The organism is Streptomyces sp. NBC_00385, assembly GCF_035917155.1.
Classification (GTDB): Bacteria; Actinomycetota; Actinomycetes; order Streptomycetales; family Streptomycetaceae; genus Streptomyces; species Streptomyces poriferorum.
Genome location: NZ_CP107951.1, coordinates 3,027,854 through 3,046,694 on the forward strand (window position 1 = coordinate 3,027,854; position 18,841 = coordinate 3,046,694).

Sequence of the window (18,841 nt, forward strand, 5' to 3'; positions counted from 1 at the left end):
TCAGGCATTGTCGCGGATGCCCGCGAAGAGGTCGCTCTCGGGGAGGGAGGTATCGACGAGAGACTTCGCCAGCTCGTACTCCTCGGTCGGCCAGACCTCCCGCTGGATGTCCATCGGAACGCGGAACCAGCCACCGTCCGGGTCGATCTGCGTCGCGTGCGCGATCAGCGCCTTGTCGCGGATCTCATAGAAGTCCGCGCACGGAACGTGCGTGGTCAGCGTGCGTTCGGCACGCTCGAACTCCTTCCAGCGCTCCAGCCAGTCGCCGTACGGCGACTCCAGGCCCCGCGCCAGCAGTGCCTCGTGCAGTGCGACCGTGCGCGGCTTGTTGAAGCCCTGGTTGTAGTAGAGCTTCTGCGGCGTCCAGGCGGGACCGAACTCCGCCTCGGGGAACTTCTCGGTGTCCGCCGCTCCCTCGAAGGCGATCATCGAGATGGTGTGGGTCATGATGTGGTCGGGGTGCGGGTAGCCCCCGTTCTCGTCGTACGTGGTGATGACCTGCGGCCGGAAGGCGCGGATCTTCGCGACGAGGCGCCCCGCCGCCACGGTCTCGTCCTCCAGCGCGAAGCAGCCGTCGGGCAGCGGCGGCAGCGGGTCGCCCTCGGGCAGGCCCGAGTCGACGAAGCCGAGCCACTCCTGCTTGACGCCCAGGATCTCCCGGGCCTCGTCCATCTCCTTCTTGCGTACCTCGTGGATGTGCTCCTCGATGTACGCGTCCCCCTGGAGTTTCGGGTTGAGGATGGAGCCGCGCTCGCCTCCCGTGCAGGTCACGACCAGCACGTCCACCCCCTCGGACACATACTTGGCCATGGTGGCCGCGCCCTTGCTCGACTCGTCGTCGGGGTGGGCGTGTACGGCCATCAGTCGAAGCTGCTCAGTCAAGACTCGATCCTCAGTGATTGGTCGCGAAGTGCAACTTCTATAGTGACCGAACCGGGGGGTGGAAAATTCCTCGATACCCGGTACGGGAGGAACGATCATGACGGCGGTGCGCGAGGCGCTTCCCGAGAACCGCTACGGCCGCTCCGCGGACCAGCGCGCGGACCGCAAGCTCAAGATCATCGGCTCCGTCCTCGGCGTCGCGCTCCTGGGTGTGGTCGGCTGGATCGGTTACGACTACGTGGGCGGCCAGGGCCTCAGCGCCGAGATGATCAAGTTCAAGGTCGCCTCGGACGACCACGTCGAGGTGCATCTGGAAGTCCGCAAGGACCGGGACGCCAAGGGCTACTGCACGCTCCGCTCGCTGAGCGAGGACGGCATGGAGGTCGCCCGCAAGGACTTCCGCTTCGACGCGGACACCGACCGGATCGACCAGGTCCTCACCCTGCGTACGACGTCCCGGGCGACCGCCGTCGAGCTCCTGGGGTGTACGGATGACGGCGGGGCGTAGCGTTGACCGCCGCACGGGTGACCTGAGCGACTCTCGGCACGCCTGACCTGCGGTTCGACACTCTCAGCCGTTTACCTCCTCCCCCTTTCCCCGCCGAATTGTTAGGCTCGTGGTTTCGCCCACCCGTGGAAGCGCATGCTTCGGGGTAGGGCGATGCTTTGTATTCCCAGTACCGACGAGGAGCACCCTGTGACCCAGACCAGCGAAAACGTCACCTGGCTCACGCCGGAGGCGTACAACCAGCTCAAGGCCGAGCTGGAGTACCTGTCTGGTCCCGCGCGCACGGAGATCGCCGTCAAGATCGCGGCGGCCCGTGAGGAGGGCGACCTGCGCGAGAACGGCGGGTACCACGCGGCCAAGGAGGAGCAGGGCAAGATGGAGCTCCGGGTGCGCCAGCTGACCCAGCTCCTGGAGCACGCGAAGGTCGGCGAGGCACCGGCCGACGACGGCGTGGTCGAGCCCGGCATGGTCGTGACGATCGCCTTCGACGGCGACGACGACGACACGACGACCTTCCTTCTCGCCTCCCGCGAGTACGCGAGCTCGGCCATCGAGACGTACTCCCCGCAGTCCCCGCTCGGTGTGGGCGTGAACGGCAAGCGGATGGGTGAGAGCGCCGAGTACGAGCTGCCGAACGGCAAGACCGCCACGGTGAAGATCCTTTCGGCGAAGCCGTACTCCGGCTGATCCGCACACCCCGCACGCAGCAGGAAGCCCCGGCCCGATGAGACGGCCGGGGCTTCCTGCTGTGCTCAGACGGCGACCGAGCGGTACTTGCGGACCGCGAGGGTCCGGAACACCACGATGATCACTACGGACCAGATCAGCGAGGCCCAGACGGGGTGCTGCATCGGCCAGGCATCGGAGGTCGAGACACCCGGGTTGCCGAAGAGCACCCGGCACGCCTGGACGGTCGCGCTGAAGGGGTTCCAGTCGGCGATGGGCTGGAGCCAGCCCGCCATCTGGCTGGAGTCCACGAAAGCGTTGGAGATGAACGTCACCGGGAACAGCCAGATCAGCCCGCCCGACGTGGCCGCCTCCGGGGTGCGGACGGACAGGCCGATCAGTGCGCCGATCCAGGAGAAGGCGTATCCGAGCAGAAGGAGCAGCCCGAAGGCGCCCAGTGCCTTGGGAACGCCCTCATGGATGCGCCAGCCGACGAGCAGCGCGACGATCGTGAGCACCAGCACGGTGAACATGGTCTGGACGAGGTCGGCCAGCGTGCGGCCGGTGAGGACCGCGCCACGCGCCATGGGCAGCGAGCGGAACCGGTCGACCAGCCCCTTGTGCATGTCGTCGGCGATCCCTGCGCCCGCCCCGGCCGTGGCGAAGGTGACGGTCTGCGCGAAGATGCCGGCCATCAGGAAGTTCCGATAGACGACGGGGTCCGTCGACCCGCCGATGTTCATGGACCCGCCGAACACGTAACTGAACAGCACCACGAACATGATCGGCTGAATAAGCCCGAAAAGTACCACTTCAGGAATCCGGGTCATACGAATCAGATTCCGACGGGCCATGACCAGTGAGTCGCGGACGGACTGACCGATTCCACCGGCGCCTCGGGGTGCGCGACCTGCGGTCGCTTCGGTAACGGCACTCACTTCTCTGCCTCCGTCCGGGCGGCGTCCGGGGCATCCGTCCCGTTCTCGTCGCTCTTCTCCTGTTCGGCGGCGTGGCCGGTGAGGGAGATGAACACGTCGTCGAGGGTGGGGCGGCGCATCCCGATGTCGTCGATCTCCACGCCGCGGGCGTCGAGGTCGCGGATGACCTCGGCCAGAAGTTTGGCGCCGCCGTCGACCGGGACGGTCAGTTTGCGCATGTGCGGGACGACGGCGACCTCGCCCTTCCCCAGGTGGGCGAGGACTTCGCGGGCCGGGTCGATCTGGTCGGGCTGCTGGACGACGACCTCGACGCGTTCGCCGCCGGTGCGGGCCTTGAGCTGGTCGGAGGTGCCGCGGGCGATGACGAGACCGTGGTCGATCACGCAGATGTCGTGGGCGAGGCGGTCCGCCTCCTCCAGGTACTGCGTGGTCAGCAGCAGCGTCGTACCGCCGGCGACGAGCTCCTCGATGACCTCCCAGAGCTGCTGCCGGTTGCGCGGGTCGAGTCCGGTGGTCGGCTCGTCCATGAACATGACCGGCGGGGAGACGACGAGCGCCGCCGCGAGGTCGAGCCGGCGCCGCATACCGCCGGAGTAGGTCTTGGCGGTACGGTCGGCCGCGTCGGCGAGGTTGAAGCGTTCCAGCAGCTCCCCGGCCCGGGCCTTCGCCGCGCGTGAGGACATCTGGTAGAGCTGGCCGACCATGTGCAGGTTCTCGCGGCCGGTCAGGTACTCGTCGACGGCGGCGAACTGGCCGGAGAGCCCGATCGAGCGCCGCACCTCGTTGGGATTCTTCAGTACGTCGATGCCCGCGACGAAGGCGCTGCCGCTGTCGGGCCTGAGCAGCGTCGTGAGGACGCGTACGGCGGTCGTCTTGCCGGCCCCGTTGGGGCCGAGAAGTCCGAGGACGGTGCCTTGCGGCACGTCGAGGTCGACGCCGCCGAGTGCGGTGACGTCGCCGAAGGTCTTCACCAGACCTTCGGCGTAGATCGCGCCTGGCATACGGGATTCCCCCAGTGCGTTTGGGTGACTTCCTCACAGATCCTAGATTTGCCCGGGTTGCCGCGCCCGGAGAACACACGAGACGAACGCGCGCACGTCAACAGGCCGGGCGCAGGCACAGTAACGCGATACATCGCGACCGACAAGCGATTTCAGCCGATCACGAGATAGCCCGCCCCGCGCAGCGCCGCCGCGACCTCTTCGCAGTGCTCGGGCCCCTTGGTCTCCAGGTGCAGTTCCACCTCGGCCTCGGTGAGACCGAGCCGGGGGTCGGTCCGCACATGGCTGACGTCCAGGACGTTGGCGTCGGCCACCGTGAGCACGCCCAGCATCGTGGCCAGCGCGCCGGGGCGGTCCGTCAGGCGCAGCCGCAGGCTCAGATAGCGGCCGGCCGCCGACATGCCGTGGGTCAGGATGCGCTGCATCAGCAGTGGGTCCACGTTGCCGCCGGACAGCAGCGCCACCACCGGCCCGCGGAACGACTTCGGGTCGCTGAGCAGCGCGGCCACCGGGCTCGCGCCGGCCGGTTCCACCACCATCTTCGCCCGCTCCAGGCAGAGCAGCAGGGCGCTGGACAGCTCGTCCTCGGAGACCGTACGGACTTCGTCGACCAGCTCCTGGACCAGGCCGAACGGCACGTCGCCGGGGCGTCCCACCTTGATGCCGTCCGCCATCGTCTGGAGCGAGCCGATCGACACGGGGTGGCCGGCGGCCAGCGACGGCGGGTAGCAGGCCGCGCCGGCCGCCTGCACACCGACGATCCGCACGTCGGGCCGGATCGCCTTCACCGCCACGGCGATGCCCGCCGCGAGACCGCCGCCGCCGATGCCGACGACGATCGTGCGCACCTCGGGGCACTGCTCCAGGATCTCCAGGCCCACCGTGCCCTGGCCCGCGATGATGTCCGGGTGGTCGAAGGGGTGGATGAAGACCGCGCCCGTCTCCTGTGCGTACTCCTGCGCCGCGGCGAGCGTCTCGTCGACGACATGACCGTGCAGCCGTACCCGCGCTCCGTACTCACGGGTCGCGGCGATCTTGGGCAGTGGTGCACCGACCGGCATGAAGACCGTTGACCGTACGCCGAGCAGCGCAGACGCGAGCGCTACACCCTGCGCATGGTTTCCGGCACTCGCGGCGACGACACCGGCGGCCCGTTCGACGGGGGAGAGACCCGAGATCCGTACGTACGCGCCCCGCAGTTTGAACGAGCCGGTCCGTTGCAGGTTCTCGCACTTGAACTGGACGGGCGAGCCCACCAGCGCGGACAGATGGCGGCTTCCCTCGAGCGGGGTGACCCGGGAGACGCCGGAGAGCATCTTCTGCGCACCCCGCACGTCATCGAGGATCAGCGGGGGAAATCGACCGGGCGGCGGGAAGTTCATACCGCAAGTCTTGCAGGTGAAAAGGCTCGCGGCCGCTGCCGACGGCCCCCTCATGCGCCGATGTCCGCAGGTTTGTGCGGCACTGGTACGCGTTGCCCCGGGGCCGCGTACTCTGTCCCCCACCCATCCGACACCGCACGAAGAGAGCCCCCGGCCATGCCCCCTCAGGACATGACGACTGCCGCGTCTCCTTCCGGGGGCGCCACCCCGGAGAACCCGGGTCACGACCACCTTCTCGACGCTCTGCAGCACCAGGTGGCGGTCTTCGCCCGGCGCGCCGAGCAGACCCGCCTCGGCGGCGTCGGACAGGTGCGCAACTCCATGGACCGCGCCGCGTATCTGCTGCTCAACCGGCTGGACCGGGAAGGCCCCATGGGTGTCAAGGCGCTGGCCGCCGGGATGGGGATCGACTCCTCGACCGTGACCCGGCAGGTCGCACCGCTCGTGGACACCGGTCTGGTCAAGCGCACTTCGCACCCGGAGGACGGCCGTGCGGTCGTGCTCCAGCTGTCCCCGCGCGGGCAGGCCCGGCTGGACGAGGTGCGTTCCTCGCGGCGCGAGCTGATGTCGCAGGTGACGGACGAGTGGTCCGAGGACGAACGGGACACGTTCTGCGCACTCCTCACGCGCTTCAACGCGGCCCTGGCCGCGCGGCAGGCAGCGCACCAGGCCCCGCCTGCGGGCTAGGTGTATTGATCACGAGCGTTGTTGACACTCGGCAGGTCTTGAACATGACGAAGACCTCCGGTGTGGTGGGAGCTGTCTAGGAACTCACCGCACGGAGGTCTTCGTGTTCCACCGTAATGCTCGGCTGACAGTTTTCGGTAGGCGCCTGTTGGTCGAACGGGTCCGGTCGGGCCGCCCGGTCGCCCACGTCGCAGCCGAGATGGGTATATCCCGGGCCACCGCCCACAAGTGGATGCGGCGGTGGCGGGCCGAAGGCGAGGCCGGCCTGCACGACCGCTCCAGCCGCCCGCGTACGACGCCGCACCGGACCCCGGCCGGCACCGAGGCAAAGGTCTGCGACCTGCGGCGGTCCCGCAAACTGGGACCGGCAAGGATCGGCCCGGTCCTGGGCCTGCCCGCCTCAACGGTGCACCGGATCCTGACCCGCCACGGGCTGAACCGGCTCGCGTGGATCGACCGGCCGACCGGCACCGTGATCCGCCGCTACGAACGTGAACGGCCCGGCGAGCTGATCCACGTCGACGTGAAGAAACTCGGCCGGATCCCCGACGGCGGCGGCCACAGGACATTGGGCCGCCAGGCCGGCCGGGCCACCCGCAGCCAGATGGGATTCGACTACGTCCACTCCGCCGTCGACGACCACTCCCGCCTCGCCTACAGCGAGATCCACCCCGATGAGAGGGTCGCGACCTGCGCGGGCTTCCTGACCCGTGCGGCCGCCTTCTTCCACGCCCACGGCATCACCCGCATCGAACGGGTCCTGACCGACAACGCATGGGCCTACCGCAAGGGCCTGGCCTGGAAGACAGCCCTGGCCGACCTCGGCGCGACCGGCAAGCTCACCCGCCCCTACCGGCCCCAGACCAACGGCAAGGTCGAACGCTTCAACCGCACACTGCTCGACGAATGGGCCTACATCCGGCCCTACACCTCGAACACCGAACGGACCGAGGCCCTGGCAGACTTCCTCCACACCTACAACCACCACCGCTGCCACACCGCAATCGACGGACACCCGCCCATCAGCCGTGTCAACAACGCTGCGGGTCAATACAGCGGTCTGCTGGACCGGCTGACCCCGCAGGAGCGGCTGGTTCTGGTGCTGCGTCTGTACGAAGGTGTCCCGGAGGAGCAGGCGTCGGCGCTGCTCGGGATCGCGGTGGAGCGGATCCGTACGGTCTGCGACCGCTCGGTGGCCACGATGCGCGGCACCCGGAGCCCGACGGCGCGGTGGGGTCGCACCCGGCGGTCGCGGGCCGCGCCGTGAACGGTGTCCGGCGCAACGAGGACGAGGTCCGGCGGATGCTGGAGACCTCCCCTCCGCGGGTGCCCACGGACCTGCCGGCGCGGGCGGCCCGGCGCGGCGCCCGGCTGTTGCGCCGCCGGCGGTTGCTGCGCCGGCTGTGGCTGGTGGCGGCGGGAGCGGTGTTCGTGGCGTTCACCGTGTGGGCGGTGATGGTCCAGCCCTGGCAGGCTCCGCCCGCCGGGACGACACCGCCGCTGGACGGCTGGTAGAGCGGCGGATCCGGACATCGCGGGACGGCTCCTCTACGCTCGTCCGCGCAGTCGGAAAACTTCTCGGAAATCATCTCGGAAAAATCCGGGCGGCCATGTCGAGAACCCGCGACCGGCTCCGTCCCGGGGGTGAGCGCGACCACAAGGGCCGCACGAGCACCAAGGAGAACCGTCATGGCGAAGTACCTGCTCCTGAAGCACTACCGCGGCGCCCCGGCACCGGTCAACGACGTGTCCATGGACCAGTGGACGCCGGAGGAGATCTCGGCCCACATGCAGTACATGCACGACTTCGCGGCCCGGCTGGAGAAGTCCGGCGAGTACGTCGACGGTCAGGCGCTCGCCCCGGAGGGGGCGTGGGTGCGCTACGACGGGGAGGGGCGCCCGCCGGTCACCGACGGACCGTTCGCCGAGACCAAGGACCTCATCGCCGGCTGGATGATCATCGACGTCGACAGCTACGAGCGCGCCGTCGAGCTGACCGGCGAACTGTCGGCCGCCCCCGGCGCGGGCGGCAAGCCCATCCACGAGTGGCTGGAGCTGCGCCCGTTCCTGGCCGAGCCACCCACCATCTCGGAGTGCCATCTCGACTGACTCGGCTGACCAGGAGGCCTTGGAAGGCTCGGAAGACTGAGATGAATCGGATGAACGAGGTCTTGCTCAGGAGCCTCACCCCGGGCGTGCTGACCGTCCTCGTCCGCCGCGGAGCCGACTTCGCGGCGGCCGAGGACGCGGTGCAGGACGCGCTGGTCGAGGCGCTCCGGGTCTGGGATGCCGACCCTCCCCGGGATGCCAAGGGCTGGCTGATCACCGTGGCCTGGCGCAAGTTCCTCGACGCGACGCGCGCCGACACCGCGCGCCGCCGGCGTGAGGACCGGGTCGAGGAGGAGCCGGTGCCCGGGCCGGCCCCCGCGGGGGACGACACGCTCCAGTTGTACTTCCTGTGCGCCCACCCGTCGCTGACCCCGGCATCTGCGGTCGCGCTCACGCTGCGTGCGGTCGGCGGGCTCACCACCCGCCAGATCGCCGCGGCCTACCTGGTGCCCGAGGCGACCATGGCGCAGCGCATCAGCCGGGCCAAGCGCACCGTCTCCGGTGTGCGGTTCGACCGGCCGGGCGACGTCGCCACCGTGCTGCGCGTCCTGTACCTGGTCTTCAACGAGGGCTACTCCGGCGATGTCGACCTGGCCGCCGAGGCCATCCGCCTCACCCGGCAGGTCGCGGCCTCCGTCGACCACCCCGAGGTGGCGGGGCTGCTCGCCCTCATGCTGCTCCACCACGCCCGGCGTGCCGCCCGGACCGCGTCCGACGGCAGCCTGGTCCCGCTGGCCGAGCAGGACCGCGGCCGGTGGGACACGGCATCGATCGCCGAGGGCGTCGGGATCCTTCAGGCGGCCCTCGCCCGCGACCGGCTGGGCGAGTTCCAGGCCCAGGCCGCCATCGCGGCGCTCCATGCGGACGCGCCCGCCGCCGAGGAGACCGACTGGGTGCAGATCGTCGAGTGGTACGACGAGCTGGCGCGCCTGACCGACAGCCCGGTCGTCCGGCTCAACCGCGCGGTCGCGGTCGGGGAGGCCGACGGGCCGCGCGCCGGTCTGGCGGCGCTCGCGGCGCTGGACGCCTCGCTTCCCCGCCACACCGCGGTGGCGGCGTACCTCCACGAGCGCGACGGTGACCTGACTAAGGCGGCCCGGCTGTACGCGGAGGCGGCCCACCGGGCCCCGAACCTCGCGGAGCGCGACCACCTGACCCGCCGGGCCGCCCGGCTCAACGCCCGCCGGGATCGCTGACGCGGTCACTCCCGAGGTCGCACGGTGCTGCCCGATCTATCCTGGAGGGGATCGGCCGAGGAGGCTGTGATGACCAGGAAGATCGCCGACTGCCGCAAGTATCCGAGCGTGTCGAACTGCTCGCTGACCATCTCCGGCGAGGAGGAGGAAGTCGTGCGGGCCGCGACCGAGCACGCGATCTCGGTCCATGAGCACACCGACGGTCCCGAGCTGCGGGAGCAGGTCAGGGCCTCGCTGGAGGACGAGAAGGTCCCGGCCTGAGGCCGGGAGGGCCAAAAGCACCGTGGGCGGAACCGGCGGAACCGGCCCCGCCCACGGTTGTACACGGACTGACTGACTGGCTGACGGACTAGCCGAGCGCCTGTGTCAGGTCGGCCAGCAGGTCGTCGCCGTTCTCGATGCCGACGGAGAGCCGCACCAGATCGGCCGGGACCTCCAGCGGGGACCCGGCGGCGGAGGCGTGCGTCATCCGGCCCGGGTGCTCCAGCAGGGACTCGACGCCGCCGAGCGACTCACCGAGCGTGAAGAGCTTCGCGCGGTTGCAGACCTCGACGGCGGCCTCCTCGCCGCCCTCGACGCGGAAGGACACCATCCCGCCGAACGCCTTCATCTGCTTGGCGGCGATCTCGTGGCCCTGGTGCTCGGGCAGTCCCGGGTACAGGACCTGGGTGACCTTGGGGTGGCGGGTCAGCAGGTCCGCGACCTTGGTGGCGTTCTCGCTGTGCCGGTCCATCCGGACGGCGAGGGTCTTGATGCCGCGCAGCACCAGCCAGGCGTCGAACGGCCCGGCGACGGCGCCCATCGCGTTCTGGTGGTACGCCAACTCCGCGGACAGGTCGGGGTCGTTGACGATCAGCGCGCCGCCGACGACGTCCGAGTGGCCGCCCATGTACTTGGTGGTGGAGTGAACCACGACATCGGCGCCGAGGGCGAGGGGCTGCTGGAGGTAGGGGCTGGCGAAGGTGTTGTCGACGACCAGCCGTGCGCCGGCGGCACGGGCGACGCCGGCGACGGCCGCGATGTCGGTGATGCCGAGCAGCGGGTTGGACGGGGTCTCCACCCAGATCGCCTTGGTGCGCGGGGTGATCGCGGCCCGTACCGCTGCCACGTCCGAGGTGTCGGCGACCGAGAACTCCACGCCCCAGCGCGAGGCGACCTTCGCGAACAGCCGGAACGTGCCGCCGTAGGCGTCGTTCGGGATGACCACGTGGTCGCCGGGGGTCAGCAGCGTACGGAGCAGGCAGTCCTCGGCGGCGAGGCCGGACGCGAAGGCGAGTCCCCGGCGGCCGCCCTCCAGGGCCGCGAGGTTCTCCTCCAGCGCGGTGCGGGTCGGGTTGGCGCTGCGGCTGTACTCGTAGCCGCCGCGCAGCCCGCCCACGCCGTCCTGCTTGTACGTGGACACCTGGTAAATGGGCGGAACAACGGCGCCGGTGAGGGGATCGGCGGTGTTTCCCGCGTGGATCGCGAGAGTCTCGAAGCTGTGCTGGTCGCTCATGGGCCCCGAGCGTAGTCCGCCGCCGAGGCCGCTCACGGAGCACCGGGCCGTCCGGTGACAATGGGGGCATGGAGATTCTGTGGTTCCTGCTCGCGCTGTGCATGCTCGCCGCGGTCATCGGCCCCTTTGTGCTGCGCCGTCGCGGTGGTATCCGTCAGGTGGCGCCCGGTTCCCCGGACGCCGCCGACCCGGACACCTACGGCTTCGTGCGTCAGGAGGAGCTGGACATCCGGATGCCGGGCCCCGACCAGGATCTCCTCGACGTGCTCGATGTCGTCCAGCACACCCAGGAGTGGCGGGCGGCGTCCCAGCTGTTGTCCGGTACGCCGAAGGACGGCGAGGTGCGGTGGCAGCGGGTGCAGGCCTTCGCCGGGGCCGCCTCGCTGGAGCTGATGCAGCGGCCGGGCATCGGCGGGGCGTGGCTGCGCAAGTGGCGGGCCGAGGCGCCGAAGGACGCGGGCGGTGCGGCCGTGCACGCGGAGTTCCTGGTCCAGCAGGCGTGGCGTTCGTCGACAGCCGGTACGGACGACTTCCGGATCATCCTGGAGGAGGCCCGTACGGTGGTCGGCGAGGCGGCCCTGCTGGCGCCGGGCGACCCGGTGCCGTATCTCGTGGAGCTGGCCGTGGCCCGTGGACTGGGCTACTCCCACGAGGAGTTCGACCAGCTCTGGGCGAAGATCATCGACCGGGCGCCGGCCCACATGGGCGCGCACATCGCGGCGCTGCACTTCTGGTGCGAGAAGTGGCACGGATCCCGCGAGGAGGCGGACCGCTTCGCGACCGCGGCGGCCGCCCGCGCCCCGCAGGGCTCGCTGCTGGCGGCGCTGCCGCTGTTCGCGGTGTACGAGCACCTGCCCGAGGTCAATCTGGTGCAGGGGTTCTACCGGAGCCAGGTGGTGACCAGGGCGGTCGAGGGTGCGATGTTCGCGGTCCACGCGGCCCGCGCCGACGACCCGATGCTCGCGCACGTCCGCCATCTCCTGGTGCTGTTCCTGGTCCGGATGGAGCGCTGGTCCGAGGCGATGAACCAGCTGGTCCGCATCGACGGGCACGTGGGCGCGCTGCCGTGGACGGAGAACTCCGACCCGGCCGCCGAGTACACCGTGTACCGGGCCCTGGCGGTGGCCGGTTACGAGGCGAACGGCGGCAGCCCGGCGACGCTGCCGCGGTAGCCGGTGTGCGACCGTGGAGGCACCGATACCGCGAAGCAGCGGCCGCCCCCACGACAAGGACCGGTGTTCCCGTGGCCCGACTGATACCCCTGATCCTGATCGGCCTCGGCGTGTACTTCTGGCTCAGGGCCCGCAAGCGGGCCGTCGACTACGCCGAGACCTTCGAGTCCGAGGACGGCACGCCCCGGCGCTGACCGGGGGCGCCCGGAATCCGCGGCGGTCCCGGGACGTTGTACGGACAGCACACCGACCCAGGAGGAGCCCCCGCATGTTCCTGCACCGCCGCACCCCGCAGCTCCCCACCCCGGAGGAGGCCCTGCGCGGCCGCGCCACCCCGGAATTCACCGTCCCGTCCCGGCACACGGTCCTGGGCAACGCCCTGCTGGGCCCGTACCCGGAGGGCCTGGAGGTCGCGGACTTCGCGATGGGCTGTTTCTGGGGCGCCGAGCGGAAGTTCTGGGAGACCGAAGGGGTCTGGACGACGCTCGTCGGCTACCAGGGCGGCTACACGGAGAATCCCGCGTACGAGGAGGTCTGCTCGGGCCTGACCGGGCACACCGAGGCGGTCCGCGTGGTCCACGACCCGAAGACCGTCACGTACGCCCAGCTTCTGAAGGTCTTCTGGGAGTCCCACGACCCGACCCAGGGCTTCCGCCAGGGCAACGACGTGGGCACTCAGTACCGCTCCGCCGTCTACACCCACTCCCCCGAGCAGGCGGCGGCCGTGGCCGCCTCCCGCGAGGCGTACCAGAAGGTCCTCACGGGCTCCGGATACGGCGAGATCAGCACGGAGATCCTTCCCGCCGAGGGCCGCACCTTCTGGCCCGCCGAGCCCGCGCACCAGCAGTACCTCGACAAGAACCCGGCGGGCTACTGCGGGATCGGCGGCACGGGTGTCTCCTGCCCGATCGGTGTGGCCCCGGCCGGAAGCTGAGCCGGTTACCCTCACCCCGGACGTGAACGTCGAGGGTGGGGGGCACCATGCACGAAAACGGTACGGACGGACCGGCGATCCCTTCGCTGAACGGCCACCCCTGGTGGACCGCCAACGAGGTTCTGGCGTTCCTCGTCGAACTGGCGGCGCTGGCCTGCCTGTTCTGGTGGGGGTGCACACTCGGCGACGCCCTGGCCGTCCAACTCCTGCTGGGAACAGCGCTGCTGGCCCTCGCCATCACCCTGTGGGCGCTGTTCGCCGCACCCCGCGCCCGGGTCCGCCTGCCGCTGGCCGGCGTACTCGCCGTCAAGGCGGTGGTGCTCGGCGGCGGCGCCTTCGCGCTGTACGAGGTGGGGCATCCGGTGGCGGCCGCGGTCATGGCCGTCGTGGTGGTGGTGAACACGGGACTGGCGGAGACGTTCCGTCGCAGGCCCGCGGCCGCGGAGTGACACCGGCCCGGGACGCGTCCGCGTCCCGGGCCGGTGCTAGGGCCTGTCGTCAAACTGCCGTCGTCGCCCGAAGGGCGGCAGCGCGGCGTCAGCTGCGTGCTCTCGGCGTGCCGGCTCCAGGTCCCTGTACGGACGTACCGGGGCCTGGGGCCGGTGCGGCGAGAGTGCGTGCATGGCGTCGCGCGTCAGACGGCAGTTTGACGAAAGACCCTAGTACGCCGGGGGTCCCGGTCAGATCAGGCCCTGTGCCAGCATCGCGTCCGCCACCAGCTCGAAGCCGGCGATGTTCGCGCCGACCACGTAGTTGCCGGGGCTGCCGTAGCGCTCCGCCGTGGTGTAGCAGGAGTCGTGGATGTGGCGCATGATCTCCGCGAGCCGCTCCTCCGTGTGGGCGAAGGTCCAGGAGTCGCGCGAGGCGTTCTGCTGCATCTCCAGGGCGCTGGTGGCCACGCCGCCCGCGTTGGCCGCCTTGCCGGGGGCGAAGGCCACGCCGGCCTCCTGGAAGACGCGGACGGCCTCGGGGGTGGTGGGCATGTTGGCGCCCTCGGCGACCGCCTTCACGCCGTTGCGTACGAGGGTCAGCGCGTCGGCCTCGTGGAGTTCGTTCTGTGTGGCGCAGGGCAGCGCCACGTCGCAGGGCACGTTCCAGACGCCGGTGCCGGGTACGAAGACGGCCTCGGGCCGGCGTTCGGCGTACTCGGAGACGCGGCCGCGGCCGGCCTCCTTGATCTCCTTGAGCAGGGCGAGGTCGATGCCCTTCTCGTCCACGACGTAGCCGTCGGAGTCGGAGCAGGTCACCACCGTGGCGCCGAGCTGCTGGGCCTTCTCGATCGCGTAGATCGCGACGTTGCCCGAGCCGGAGACGGCGATGCGCCGGCCGTCGAGGCTGTCGCCCTGGCTGCGGAGCATCTCGGCGGTGAACAGGACACAGCCGTAGCCGGTCGCCTCCGTACGCACCAGGGCGCCGCCCCAGCCGAGGCCCTTTCCGGTGAGGACGCCGGACTCGTAGCGGTTGGTGATCCGCTTGTACTGGCCGAAGAGGTAGCCGATCTCGCGGCCGCCCACGCCGATGTCACCGGCGGGCACGTCGGTGTACTCGCCGAGGTGGCGGTGGAGCTCCGTCATGAACGACTGGCAGAACCGCATGATCTCGGCGTCCGAGCGGCCCTTCGGGTCGAAGTCGGAGCCGCCCTTGCCGCCGCCGATGGGCATGCCGGTGAGGGCGTTCTTGAAGATCTGCTCGAAGCCGAGGAACTTCACGATGCCGAGGTTGACCGAGGGGTGGAAGCGCAGCCCGCCCTTGTACGGGCCCAGCGAGCTGGAGAACTCCACCCGGAATCCGCGGTTGACGTGGATGTCGCCGGAGTCGTCCGACCACGGCACCCGGAAGATGAGCTGGCGCTCCGGCTCGCATATGCGCTCGATGATCCGGGCGTCCACGAACTCCGGCCGCTGGGTCAGCACCGGGCCGAGCGTCTCCAGGACCTCGCGTACGGCCTGGTGGAACTCCTTCTCGCCCTGGTTGCGGCGGAGGATCTCCGCGTACAGCGGCTCGATGACGCGGTGGGCGGCGGGCGGCGTTGCGGAGTCAGGGGTGGCCGTCATCTGATCAAGACCTTCCATGGGTCGGCTCATGCGCGAAGGCGCCCCCGTCCCGAGGGGCACCAGGTCCCCCCTCGCCGTTGAGGGCGTCGCCCGACATCACGCATACCGTGCTCACGAAAGCGACGTACAGGACCGTTGTGGCGTATCGAGTGTCCCAGTGGGGCGGTGGGATGCTCCACGGGCATCCACATGATGATCCCTTCGCGCCGTGCGCGGGAAGGCCGCCGCGGCCCGGACCCGGGCCGGTTCCGGGGAGAATCCGCCGGGTTGCGGCAGGCCTGCGCATCATCCGAAGTGGTGAACCTCACAACGGCGCGCGGGTGGTTGTGAGGTCGGCCGTCGTTTCGCGCGCGGCCGTACGGCGTCCATCCGCCTCAGTTCTCGCGTGGTCCGCGCAGCACCCACAGGCCTGCCGCCGACGCGAGCAGGACCACGCCCGAGACGACGCTCAGGGCGATGTGCAGCGCCTCCTGTTCCACCAGGAAGTTCAACGAGAGGTTCGCGACGAGTGCGACGAGGAGCACGGTCCGGAGCAGCGGCTTCACGGATTCCTCCAGGAGGTAGGCGGCGGTGCCGGGCCCGTGCCCGGCTGTGTCCTCCATCCTTCCGGCGGGCACAGCCGGGTACGAGGGGCCGGACTCCCGGACCGGTGGTGTAGCGGGCTACACCACGGCGGCGTCGGCCGCGATGCCCGCAGGTGTGCGGTCCGGGCCCGCGGTGACGGGCTATCAGACATGATGCCGTCATGACGACATCACGGGGGAACCGCAAGGGCCGCGATCCCCATACTCCTTACAGGAAACCGCCGTTGGCCGCAGGGCCACTGCTCGGTTATGGACAGCCGGGCCCCCCGTACGTCCCCGGGCGGGCGGAGCGGCCCGCGCCGGGGACGCCGCCCCGGGCCGGCGAGATGCGTCGGTATCTCGCCGTGGGGCTGGACTGCTACCTCTGCCTGGTCACCGGCGGCTTACTCGTCCGGCCGTACGCGGACTCGGCGGCCGTTCCCCAGGTCGTCGGGCTGCTGATCGGGCCGGTGCTCGTCCTCTCGTTCCTCAACCAGGTGGTGCTCACCGCGGTCGCGGGTGCCGGAGCGGGAAAGCTGATCATGGGGATACGGGTGGTGAGCCTGCCGGACGTGGGGCGCCCGGGCCCCGTACGGCTGGTGCGGCGCTGGCTGTACGGGCTGTGCTGGCTGCCGCTGCAGCCCTGGTACGGGCTGCGCGTCCGGCTGGCCGGGGGCGGTCCCGTTCCGCGAACGGCCTGCGAGGAAGGCGCCGCGCACAGCGACCCGGCCGGCCTGCGCCAGGTCCGCCGCACCGATCTGGTGGCGCACCGCCGGGCCGTGGCCGGGCGGACCGGCCGAGCGGCGTAGCGGCTGCCGGGTGGCCTGGGAGCCGCTGGGCCGGCGGATCCGTCGTACGGGTCGGTTCGGGTCCGCCGGCCGGGCGGGCTTGAGTGTCGCCGGGTCAGGCCGCGGCGTTCTCCGTGATGGTGACCTTGCCCTTGCGGATGGTCGCCAGGCGCGGGGCCCTGCGGGCGATGGCGCTGTCGTGGGTGACCATGATGAACGTGAGCCCGTGCTCCTTCCACAGGGTCTCCAGCACCTCCATGATCTCGTCGCGCATGGACTCGTCGAGGTTGCCGGTGGGCTCGTCGGCGAGCAGCACCTTGGGCTGCTTGACCAGGGCCCTGGCGATCGCGACGCGCTGCTGCTGGCCGCCGGACATCTCGCTGGGGAGGTGGGCGAGGCGTTCGCCGAGCCCGACCGAGTCGAGTGCCTCGGCGGCTCTTCTGCGGCGCTCGGACGCCTTGACGCCGAGCGGGACGAGGGCGGTCTCGACGTTCTCCTGGGCGGTGAGCGTGGGGATGAGGTTGAAGCTCTGGAAGACGAAGCCGATGTTCTCGGCGCGCACCTTGGTGAGCTTGGCCTCGCTGAGCTTCGCGAGGTCCACCCCGTCGAGCTCGACGCTGCCGGCGGTGGGGCGGTCCAGGCCGCCGAGCATCTGCAGCAGCGTGGACTTGCCGCCGCCGGTGGGGCCCTGGATGACCAGGCGGCCGCCGTCCTCGATGGTCAGGTCGACGCCGGCGAGCGCGTGGACGGTGGACTTGCCGCGTGTGTACTGCTTGGTGACGCCTTGAAGCGTGTACATGGGTCAGCTCCTGCTGGGCGGTGATCGCGGATCCCGGGCGACCGCCTCGGGGGTCGCCCGTGGACCGGGGATCGCGGGGGACGGGGTTCGGGATGCCGGGTCGCCGGTCATCCCGTGCGGGCTACTCGACGCGGCGCAGTGCGTCGGCGGGGCGCAGCCGGGACGCGCGCCAGCCGCCGAAGGCGCCCGCGATCAGCCCGCCCGCCACGGCCAGGCCGACGGCCATCAGGATGACGGAGAGGGAGACGGGTGCGGTCAGCGCGATGTCGAGCGCCTTGGACGCGGTCTGCCGGCCGGGGCCGCCCATGCCGCCGCCGCGTCCCGCGCCGCCGCCCGTGGAGCCGAGCTGGGCGGTGAGGGTGGGGCTGACGGCGGTGACGGCGTAGGCGCCGGCGAGGCCGACCGCGATGCCGAGGACGCCGCCCATGAGGCCGTTGACGAGTGCCTCGCCGATGACCTGGCGGGTGACCCGGCCGCTCTTCCAGCCGAGTGCCTTGAGCGTGCCGAACTCCCGTACGCGGCGGCTGACCGCGGAGGAGGTGAGGAGCCCGGCCACCAGGAAGGCGGCGATGAGCACGGCGATGGAGAGCCACTTGCCGACGCTGGAGGCCAGGTCGGACGCGGTGGACAGGGAGCCGGACACGGTGTCCGCGAGGTCGGCGGAGGTGGTGACCGTGGTGCCCGTGATGTTCTTCTGGATCGTGGCCTTGACGCTGTCGATCTGCTGCGAGTCGGCGGCCTTGACGTAGACCGTGGTGACCTTGTCCTTCGAGTCGGCGAGGGTCTGCGCCTGCTGGAGCGGGATGTACAGGTTCGCGGCAGCGTCGCCGCTCTCGGCCGTCGAGACGCCGACGATCGAGAACTTGGTGCCGTGGATCGTCACCGTCTTGCCGGTCGAGAGTTCCTTCTCCTTCGCGTACGCGGCGTCGACGACGGCCACCTTCGCGTTGGTCTCGGTCGCCTTGAACGTACGTCCGGTGGTGATCTTCGACGAGGTGAGCGGGCCGAGGTCCTGCTTGGTGACGTCGGTGCCGTACACGGTGTAGGAGTTGACGTCGAAGGAGGCTCCGCCGCCCTGGACCTCGCCCTGCGGCTGGCCGGTGCCGCCGCCGGGGCCGCCGCGGCCGCCGCCCCCGGTCGTGGCGCTCTCGTCCTGCTTGAACTCGCCGCGCTTGAACTGGCCGTCCACCTTCATGACGGTCAGGCTCAGCCCGCCGACGGCGTCGGCGACGCCGGTCTGCTTGCCCACCTTGTCGACCGTGGTGGCGGCCAGGCTCTGGAAGCCCTGGACCATGACCCGGTCGGTGCTCTGCGTCGCGTCGTCGTCGCCGTCCTTGGCGTCGAACTCGAACCTGGGGCGCTCCGTGCCGGAGCCCGGAGCTGCCGCGGCCTTGGTGACGGTCATGTCCGTGCCGAGGCCGTACAGCGATTCCAGGACCTTGTCCTGGGCCTTGCTCATGCCCGAGGAGACCGAGCTGACGATGATGACGAGCGCAATGCCGAGGGCGAGCCCCGAGGCGACGACGAGCGCCGCCTTTCTGCGGCGGCGCAGCTCGCGCCGGAGGTAGGTGAAGAACATGGCGTGAGGCTAGGGACCGCTTGTGATGGTGGGTTAAGGCCACGATGAGAGCGGGATGAGAACAGCCCGGAAACGCCGCAGGCGGCGG

General features: G+C 70.6%; 22 protein-coding genes and 1 pseudogene. 14 read left to right on the top strand and 9 right to left on the bottom strand.

Annotated elements, in window-relative coordinates; translation table 11 throughout:
• Complete coding sequence (gene mca / locus OG959_RS13160; protein ID WP_326658364.1) at positions 1 to 882, bottom strand: mycothiol conjugate amidase Mca; 882 nt, start codon at positions 880 to 882, stop codon at positions 1 to 3.
• A gap of 97 nt (positions 883 to 979) precedes the next feature.
• Here mca and OG959_RS13165 point away from each other — a divergent pair, with 97 nt between their 5' ends.
• Both OG959_RS13165 and greA read left to right on the top strand, forming a co-directional pair.
• A complete protein-coding gene (locus OG959_RS13165) occupies positions 980 to 1,390 on the top strand; it encodes a DUF4307 domain-containing protein (RefSeq protein WP_326658365.1) in 411 nt (136 codons plus the stop codon).
• A 189-nt stretch (positions 1,391 to 1,579) separates the two neighbouring features.
• The gene (gene greA / locus OG959_RS13170) at positions 1,580 to 2,077 is read left to right on the top strand and encodes a transcription elongation factor GreA (RefSeq protein WP_326658366.1); all 498 of its coding nucleotides are present in this window, start codon (positions 1,580 to 1,582) and stop codon (positions 2,075 to 2,077) included.
• Between the two features lie 65 nt (positions 2,078 to 2,142).
• Here greA and OG959_RS13175 read toward each other — a convergent pair whose 3' ends face one another.
• The 3 genes from OG959_RS13175 to ilvA form a co-directional block, all read right to left on the bottom strand.
• Entirely contained in the window at positions 2,143 to 2,994 is an 852-nt protein-coding gene (locus OG959_RS13175; RefSeq protein WP_326658367.1) for an ABC transporter permease, read from the bottom strand.
• Positions 2,991 to 3,995: an ATP-binding cassette domain-containing protein gene (locus tag OG959_RS13180; RefSeq protein ID WP_326658368.1), complete on the bottom strand. Its 1,005-nt coding sequence runs from the start codon at positions 3,993 to 3,995 to the stop codon at positions 2,991 to 2,993. The genes OG959_RS13175 and OG959_RS13180 overlap by 4 nt, the downstream gene beginning before the upstream one ends.
• 152 nt (positions 3,996 to 4,147) lie before the next feature.
• A complete protein-coding gene (gene ilvA, locus OG959_RS13185; protein ID WP_326658369.1) occupies positions 4,148 to 5,377 on the bottom strand; it encodes a threonine ammonia-lyase in 1,230 nt (409 codons plus the stop codon).
• A gap of 156 nt (positions 5,378 to 5,533) precedes the next feature.
• On the opposite strand from ilvA, the gene OG959_RS13190 reads away from it, so the two are divergent.
• From OG959_RS13190 to OG959_RS13220, 7 genes and pseudogenes are all read left to right on the top strand, one after another.
• Positions 5,534 to 6,064 carry a MarR family winged helix-turn-helix transcriptional regulator gene (locus tag OG959_RS13190; protein ID WP_148020409.1) on the top strand — a complete coding sequence of 177 codons (531 nt, stop codon included), beginning with the start codon at positions 5,534 to 5,536 and terminating at the stop codon, positions 6,062 to 6,064.
• A gap of 103 nt (positions 6,065 to 6,167) precedes the next feature.
• Positions 6,168 to 7,121: pseudogene (locus OG959_RS13195) on the top strand (IS481 family transposase); the annotation flags it as partial.
• 42 nt (positions 7,122 to 7,163) lie between these two features.
• Complete coding sequence (locus tag OG959_RS13200) at positions 7,164 to 7,331, top strand: hypothetical protein (RefSeq protein ID WP_442805738.1); 168 nt, start codon at positions 7,164 to 7,166, stop codon at positions 7,329 to 7,331.
• Between the two features lie 35 nt (positions 7,332 to 7,366).
• A complete protein-coding gene (locus tag OG959_RS13205) occupies positions 7,367 to 7,579 on the top strand; it encodes a hypothetical protein (RefSeq protein WP_326666358.1) in 213 nt (70 codons plus the stop codon).
• Positions 7,580 to 7,753: 174 nt separating this feature from the next.
• On the top strand, positions 7,754 to 8,173 hold the full coding sequence (locus OG959_RS13210) for a YciI family protein (RefSeq protein WP_326658370.1): 420 nt from the start codon (positions 7,754 to 7,756) through the stop codon (positions 8,171 to 8,173).
• A gap of 50 nt (positions 8,174 to 8,223) precedes the next feature.
• Positions 8,224 to 9,369: an RNA polymerase sigma factor gene (locus tag OG959_RS13215; RefSeq protein ID WP_326658371.1), complete on the top strand. Its 1,146-nt coding sequence runs from the start codon at positions 8,224 to 8,226 to the stop codon at positions 9,367 to 9,369.
• A gap of 69 nt (positions 9,370 to 9,438) precedes the next feature.
• On the top strand, positions 9,439 to 9,630 hold the full coding sequence (locus OG959_RS13220; RefSeq protein ID WP_326658372.1) for a DUF1059 domain-containing protein: 192 nt from the start codon (positions 9,439 to 9,441) through the stop codon (positions 9,628 to 9,630).
• A gap of 88 nt (positions 9,631 to 9,718) precedes the next feature.
• On the opposite strand, the gene OG959_RS13225 is transcribed toward OG959_RS13220, so the two are convergent.
• Positions 9,719 to 10,864 (bottom strand): cystathionine gamma-synthase, encoded by a 1,146-nt coding sequence (locus tag OG959_RS13225; protein ID WP_326658373.1) that lies wholly within the window; start codon positions 10,862 to 10,864, stop codon positions 9,719 to 9,721.
• A gap of 68 nt (positions 10,865 to 10,932) precedes the next feature.
• On the opposite strand from OG959_RS13225, the gene OG959_RS13230 reads away from it, so the two are divergent.
• The 4 genes from OG959_RS13230 to OG959_RS13245 all read left to right on the top strand — a co-directional run bounded on the left by OG959_RS13230 (position 10,933) and on the right by OG959_RS13245 (position 13,419).
• Positions 10,933 to 12,036 (top strand): hypothetical protein, encoded by a 1,104-nt coding sequence (locus tag OG959_RS13230; RefSeq protein ID WP_326658374.1) that lies wholly within the window; start codon positions 10,933 to 10,935, stop codon positions 12,034 to 12,036.
• A 71-nt stretch (positions 12,037 to 12,107) separates the two neighbouring features.
• Positions 12,108 to 12,230 carry a hypothetical protein gene (locus OG959_RS13235; RefSeq protein ID WP_261991681.1) on the top strand — a complete coding sequence of 41 codons (123 nt, stop codon included), beginning with the start codon at positions 12,108 to 12,110 and terminating at the stop codon, positions 12,228 to 12,230.
• 74 nt (positions 12,231 to 12,304) lie between these two features.
• A complete protein-coding gene (gene msrA, locus OG959_RS13240) occupies positions 12,305 to 12,970 on the top strand; it encodes a peptide-methionine (S)-S-oxide reductase MsrA (protein ID WP_326658375.1) in 666 nt (221 codons plus the stop codon).
• 47 nt (positions 12,971 to 13,017) lie between these two features.
• Positions 13,018 to 13,419, top strand: a complete 402-nt coding sequence (locus OG959_RS13245; protein WP_326658376.1) for a YrdB family protein — start codon at positions 13,018 to 13,020, stop codon at positions 13,417 to 13,419.
• Positions 13,420 to 13,650: 231 nt separating this feature from the next.
• Here the strand turns inward: OG959_RS13245 and gdhA are convergent, their stop codons facing one another.
• Positions 13,651 to 15,024 carry an NADP-specific glutamate dehydrogenase gene (gene gdhA / locus OG959_RS13250; protein ID WP_326658377.1) on the bottom strand — a complete coding sequence of 458 codons (1,374 nt, stop codon included), beginning with the start codon at positions 15,022 to 15,024 and terminating at the stop codon, positions 13,651 to 13,653.
• A gap of 374 nt (positions 15,025 to 15,398) precedes the next feature.
• Positions 15,399 to 15,626 (bottom strand): hypothetical protein, encoded by a 228-nt coding sequence (locus OG959_RS13255; RefSeq protein ID WP_326658378.1) that lies wholly within the window; start codon positions 15,624 to 15,626, stop codon positions 15,399 to 15,401.
• Between the two features lie 308 nt (positions 15,627 to 15,934).
• Between OG959_RS13255 and OG959_RS13260 the strand changes: the two genes are divergently transcribed.
• The gene (locus OG959_RS13260; protein WP_326666360.1) at positions 15,935 to 16,396 is read left to right on the top strand and encodes an RDD family protein; all 462 of its coding nucleotides are present in this window, start codon (positions 15,935 to 15,937) and stop codon (positions 16,394 to 16,396) included.
• Positions 16,397 to 16,490: 94 nt separating this feature from the next.
• Here the strand turns inward: OG959_RS13260 and OG959_RS13265 are convergent, their stop codons facing one another.
• Together OG959_RS13265 and OG959_RS13270 are read right to left on the bottom strand one after the other, a co-directional pair.
• On the bottom strand, positions 16,491 to 17,174 hold the full coding sequence (locus OG959_RS13265) for an ABC transporter ATP-binding protein (RefSeq protein WP_326658379.1): 684 nt from the start codon (positions 17,172 to 17,174) through the stop codon (positions 16,491 to 16,493).
• A gap of 121 nt (positions 17,175 to 17,295) precedes the next feature.
• A complete protein-coding gene (locus tag OG959_RS13270) occupies positions 17,296 to 18,753 on the bottom strand; it encodes an ABC transporter permease (RefSeq protein ID WP_326658381.1) in 1,458 nt (485 codons plus the stop codon).
• Positions 18,754 to 18,841: the final 88 nt, after the last annotated feature.

Excerpts from the sequence above, each read along its gene's own strand:
- OG959_RS13165 (WP_326658365.1), top strand. The coding sequence starts at position 980 with ATGACGGCGGTGCGCGAGGCGCTTCCCGAGAACCGCTACGGCCGCTCC.
- OG959_RS13180 (WP_326658368.1), bottom strand. The coding sequence starts at position 3,995 with ATGCCAGGCGCGATCTACGCCGAAGGTCTGGTGAAGACCTTCGGCGAC.
- ilvA (WP_326658369.1), bottom strand. The coding sequence starts at position 5,377 with ATGAACTTCCCGCCGCCCGGTCGATTTCCCCCGCTGATCCTCGATGAC.
- OG959_RS13190 (WP_148020409.1), top strand. The coding sequence starts at position 5,534 with ATGCCCCCTCAGGACATGACGACTGCCGCGTCTCCTTCCGGGGGCGCC.
- OG959_RS13205 (WP_326666358.1), top strand. The coding sequence starts at position 7,367 with ATGCTGGAGACCTCCCCTCCGCGGGTGCCCACGGACCTGCCGGCGCGG.
- OG959_RS13210 (WP_326658370.1), top strand. The coding sequence starts at position 7,754 with ATGGCGAAGTACCTGCTCCTGAAGCACTACCGCGGCGCCCCGGCACCG.
- OG959_RS13215 (WP_326658371.1), top strand. The coding sequence starts at position 8,224 with ATGAACGAGGTCTTGCTCAGGAGCCTCACCCCGGGCGTGCTGACCGTC.
- OG959_RS13220 (WP_326658372.1), top strand. The coding sequence starts at position 9,439 with ATGACCAGGAAGATCGCCGACTGCCGCAAGTATCCGAGCGTGTCGAAC.
- OG959_RS13225 (WP_326658373.1), bottom strand. The coding sequence starts at position 10,864 with ATGAGCGACCAGCACAGCTTCGAGACTCTCGCGATCCACGCGGGAAAC.
- OG959_RS13230 (WP_326658374.1), top strand. The coding sequence starts at position 10,933 with ATGGAGATTCTGTGGTTCCTGCTCGCGCTGTGCATGCTCGCCGCGGTC.
- msrA (WP_326658375.1), top strand. The coding sequence starts at position 12,305 with ATGTTCCTGCACCGCCGCACCCCGCAGCTCCCCACCCCGGAGGAGGCC.
- OG959_RS13245 (WP_326658376.1), top strand. The coding sequence starts at position 13,018 with ATGCACGAAAACGGTACGGACGGACCGGCGATCCCTTCGCTGAACGGC.
- gdhA (WP_326658377.1), bottom strand. The coding sequence starts at position 15,024 with ATGACGGCCACCCCTGACTCCGCAACGCCGCCCGCCGCCCACCGCGTC.
- OG959_RS13255 (WP_326658378.1), bottom strand. The coding sequence starts at position 15,626 with ATGGAGGACACAGCCGGGCACGGGCCCGGCACCGCCGCCTACCTCCTG.
- OG959_RS13260 (WP_326666360.1), top strand. The coding sequence starts at position 15,935 with ATGCGTCGGTATCTCGCCGTGGGGCTGGACTGCTACCTCTGCCTGGTC.
- OG959_RS13265 (WP_326658379.1), bottom strand. The coding sequence starts at position 17,174 with ATGTACACGCTTCAAGGCGTCACCAAGCAGTACACACGCGGCAAGTCC.
- OG959_RS13270 (WP_326658381.1), bottom strand. The coding sequence starts at position 18,753 with ATGTTCTTCACCTACCTCCGGCGCGAGCTGCGCCGCCGCAGAAAGGCG.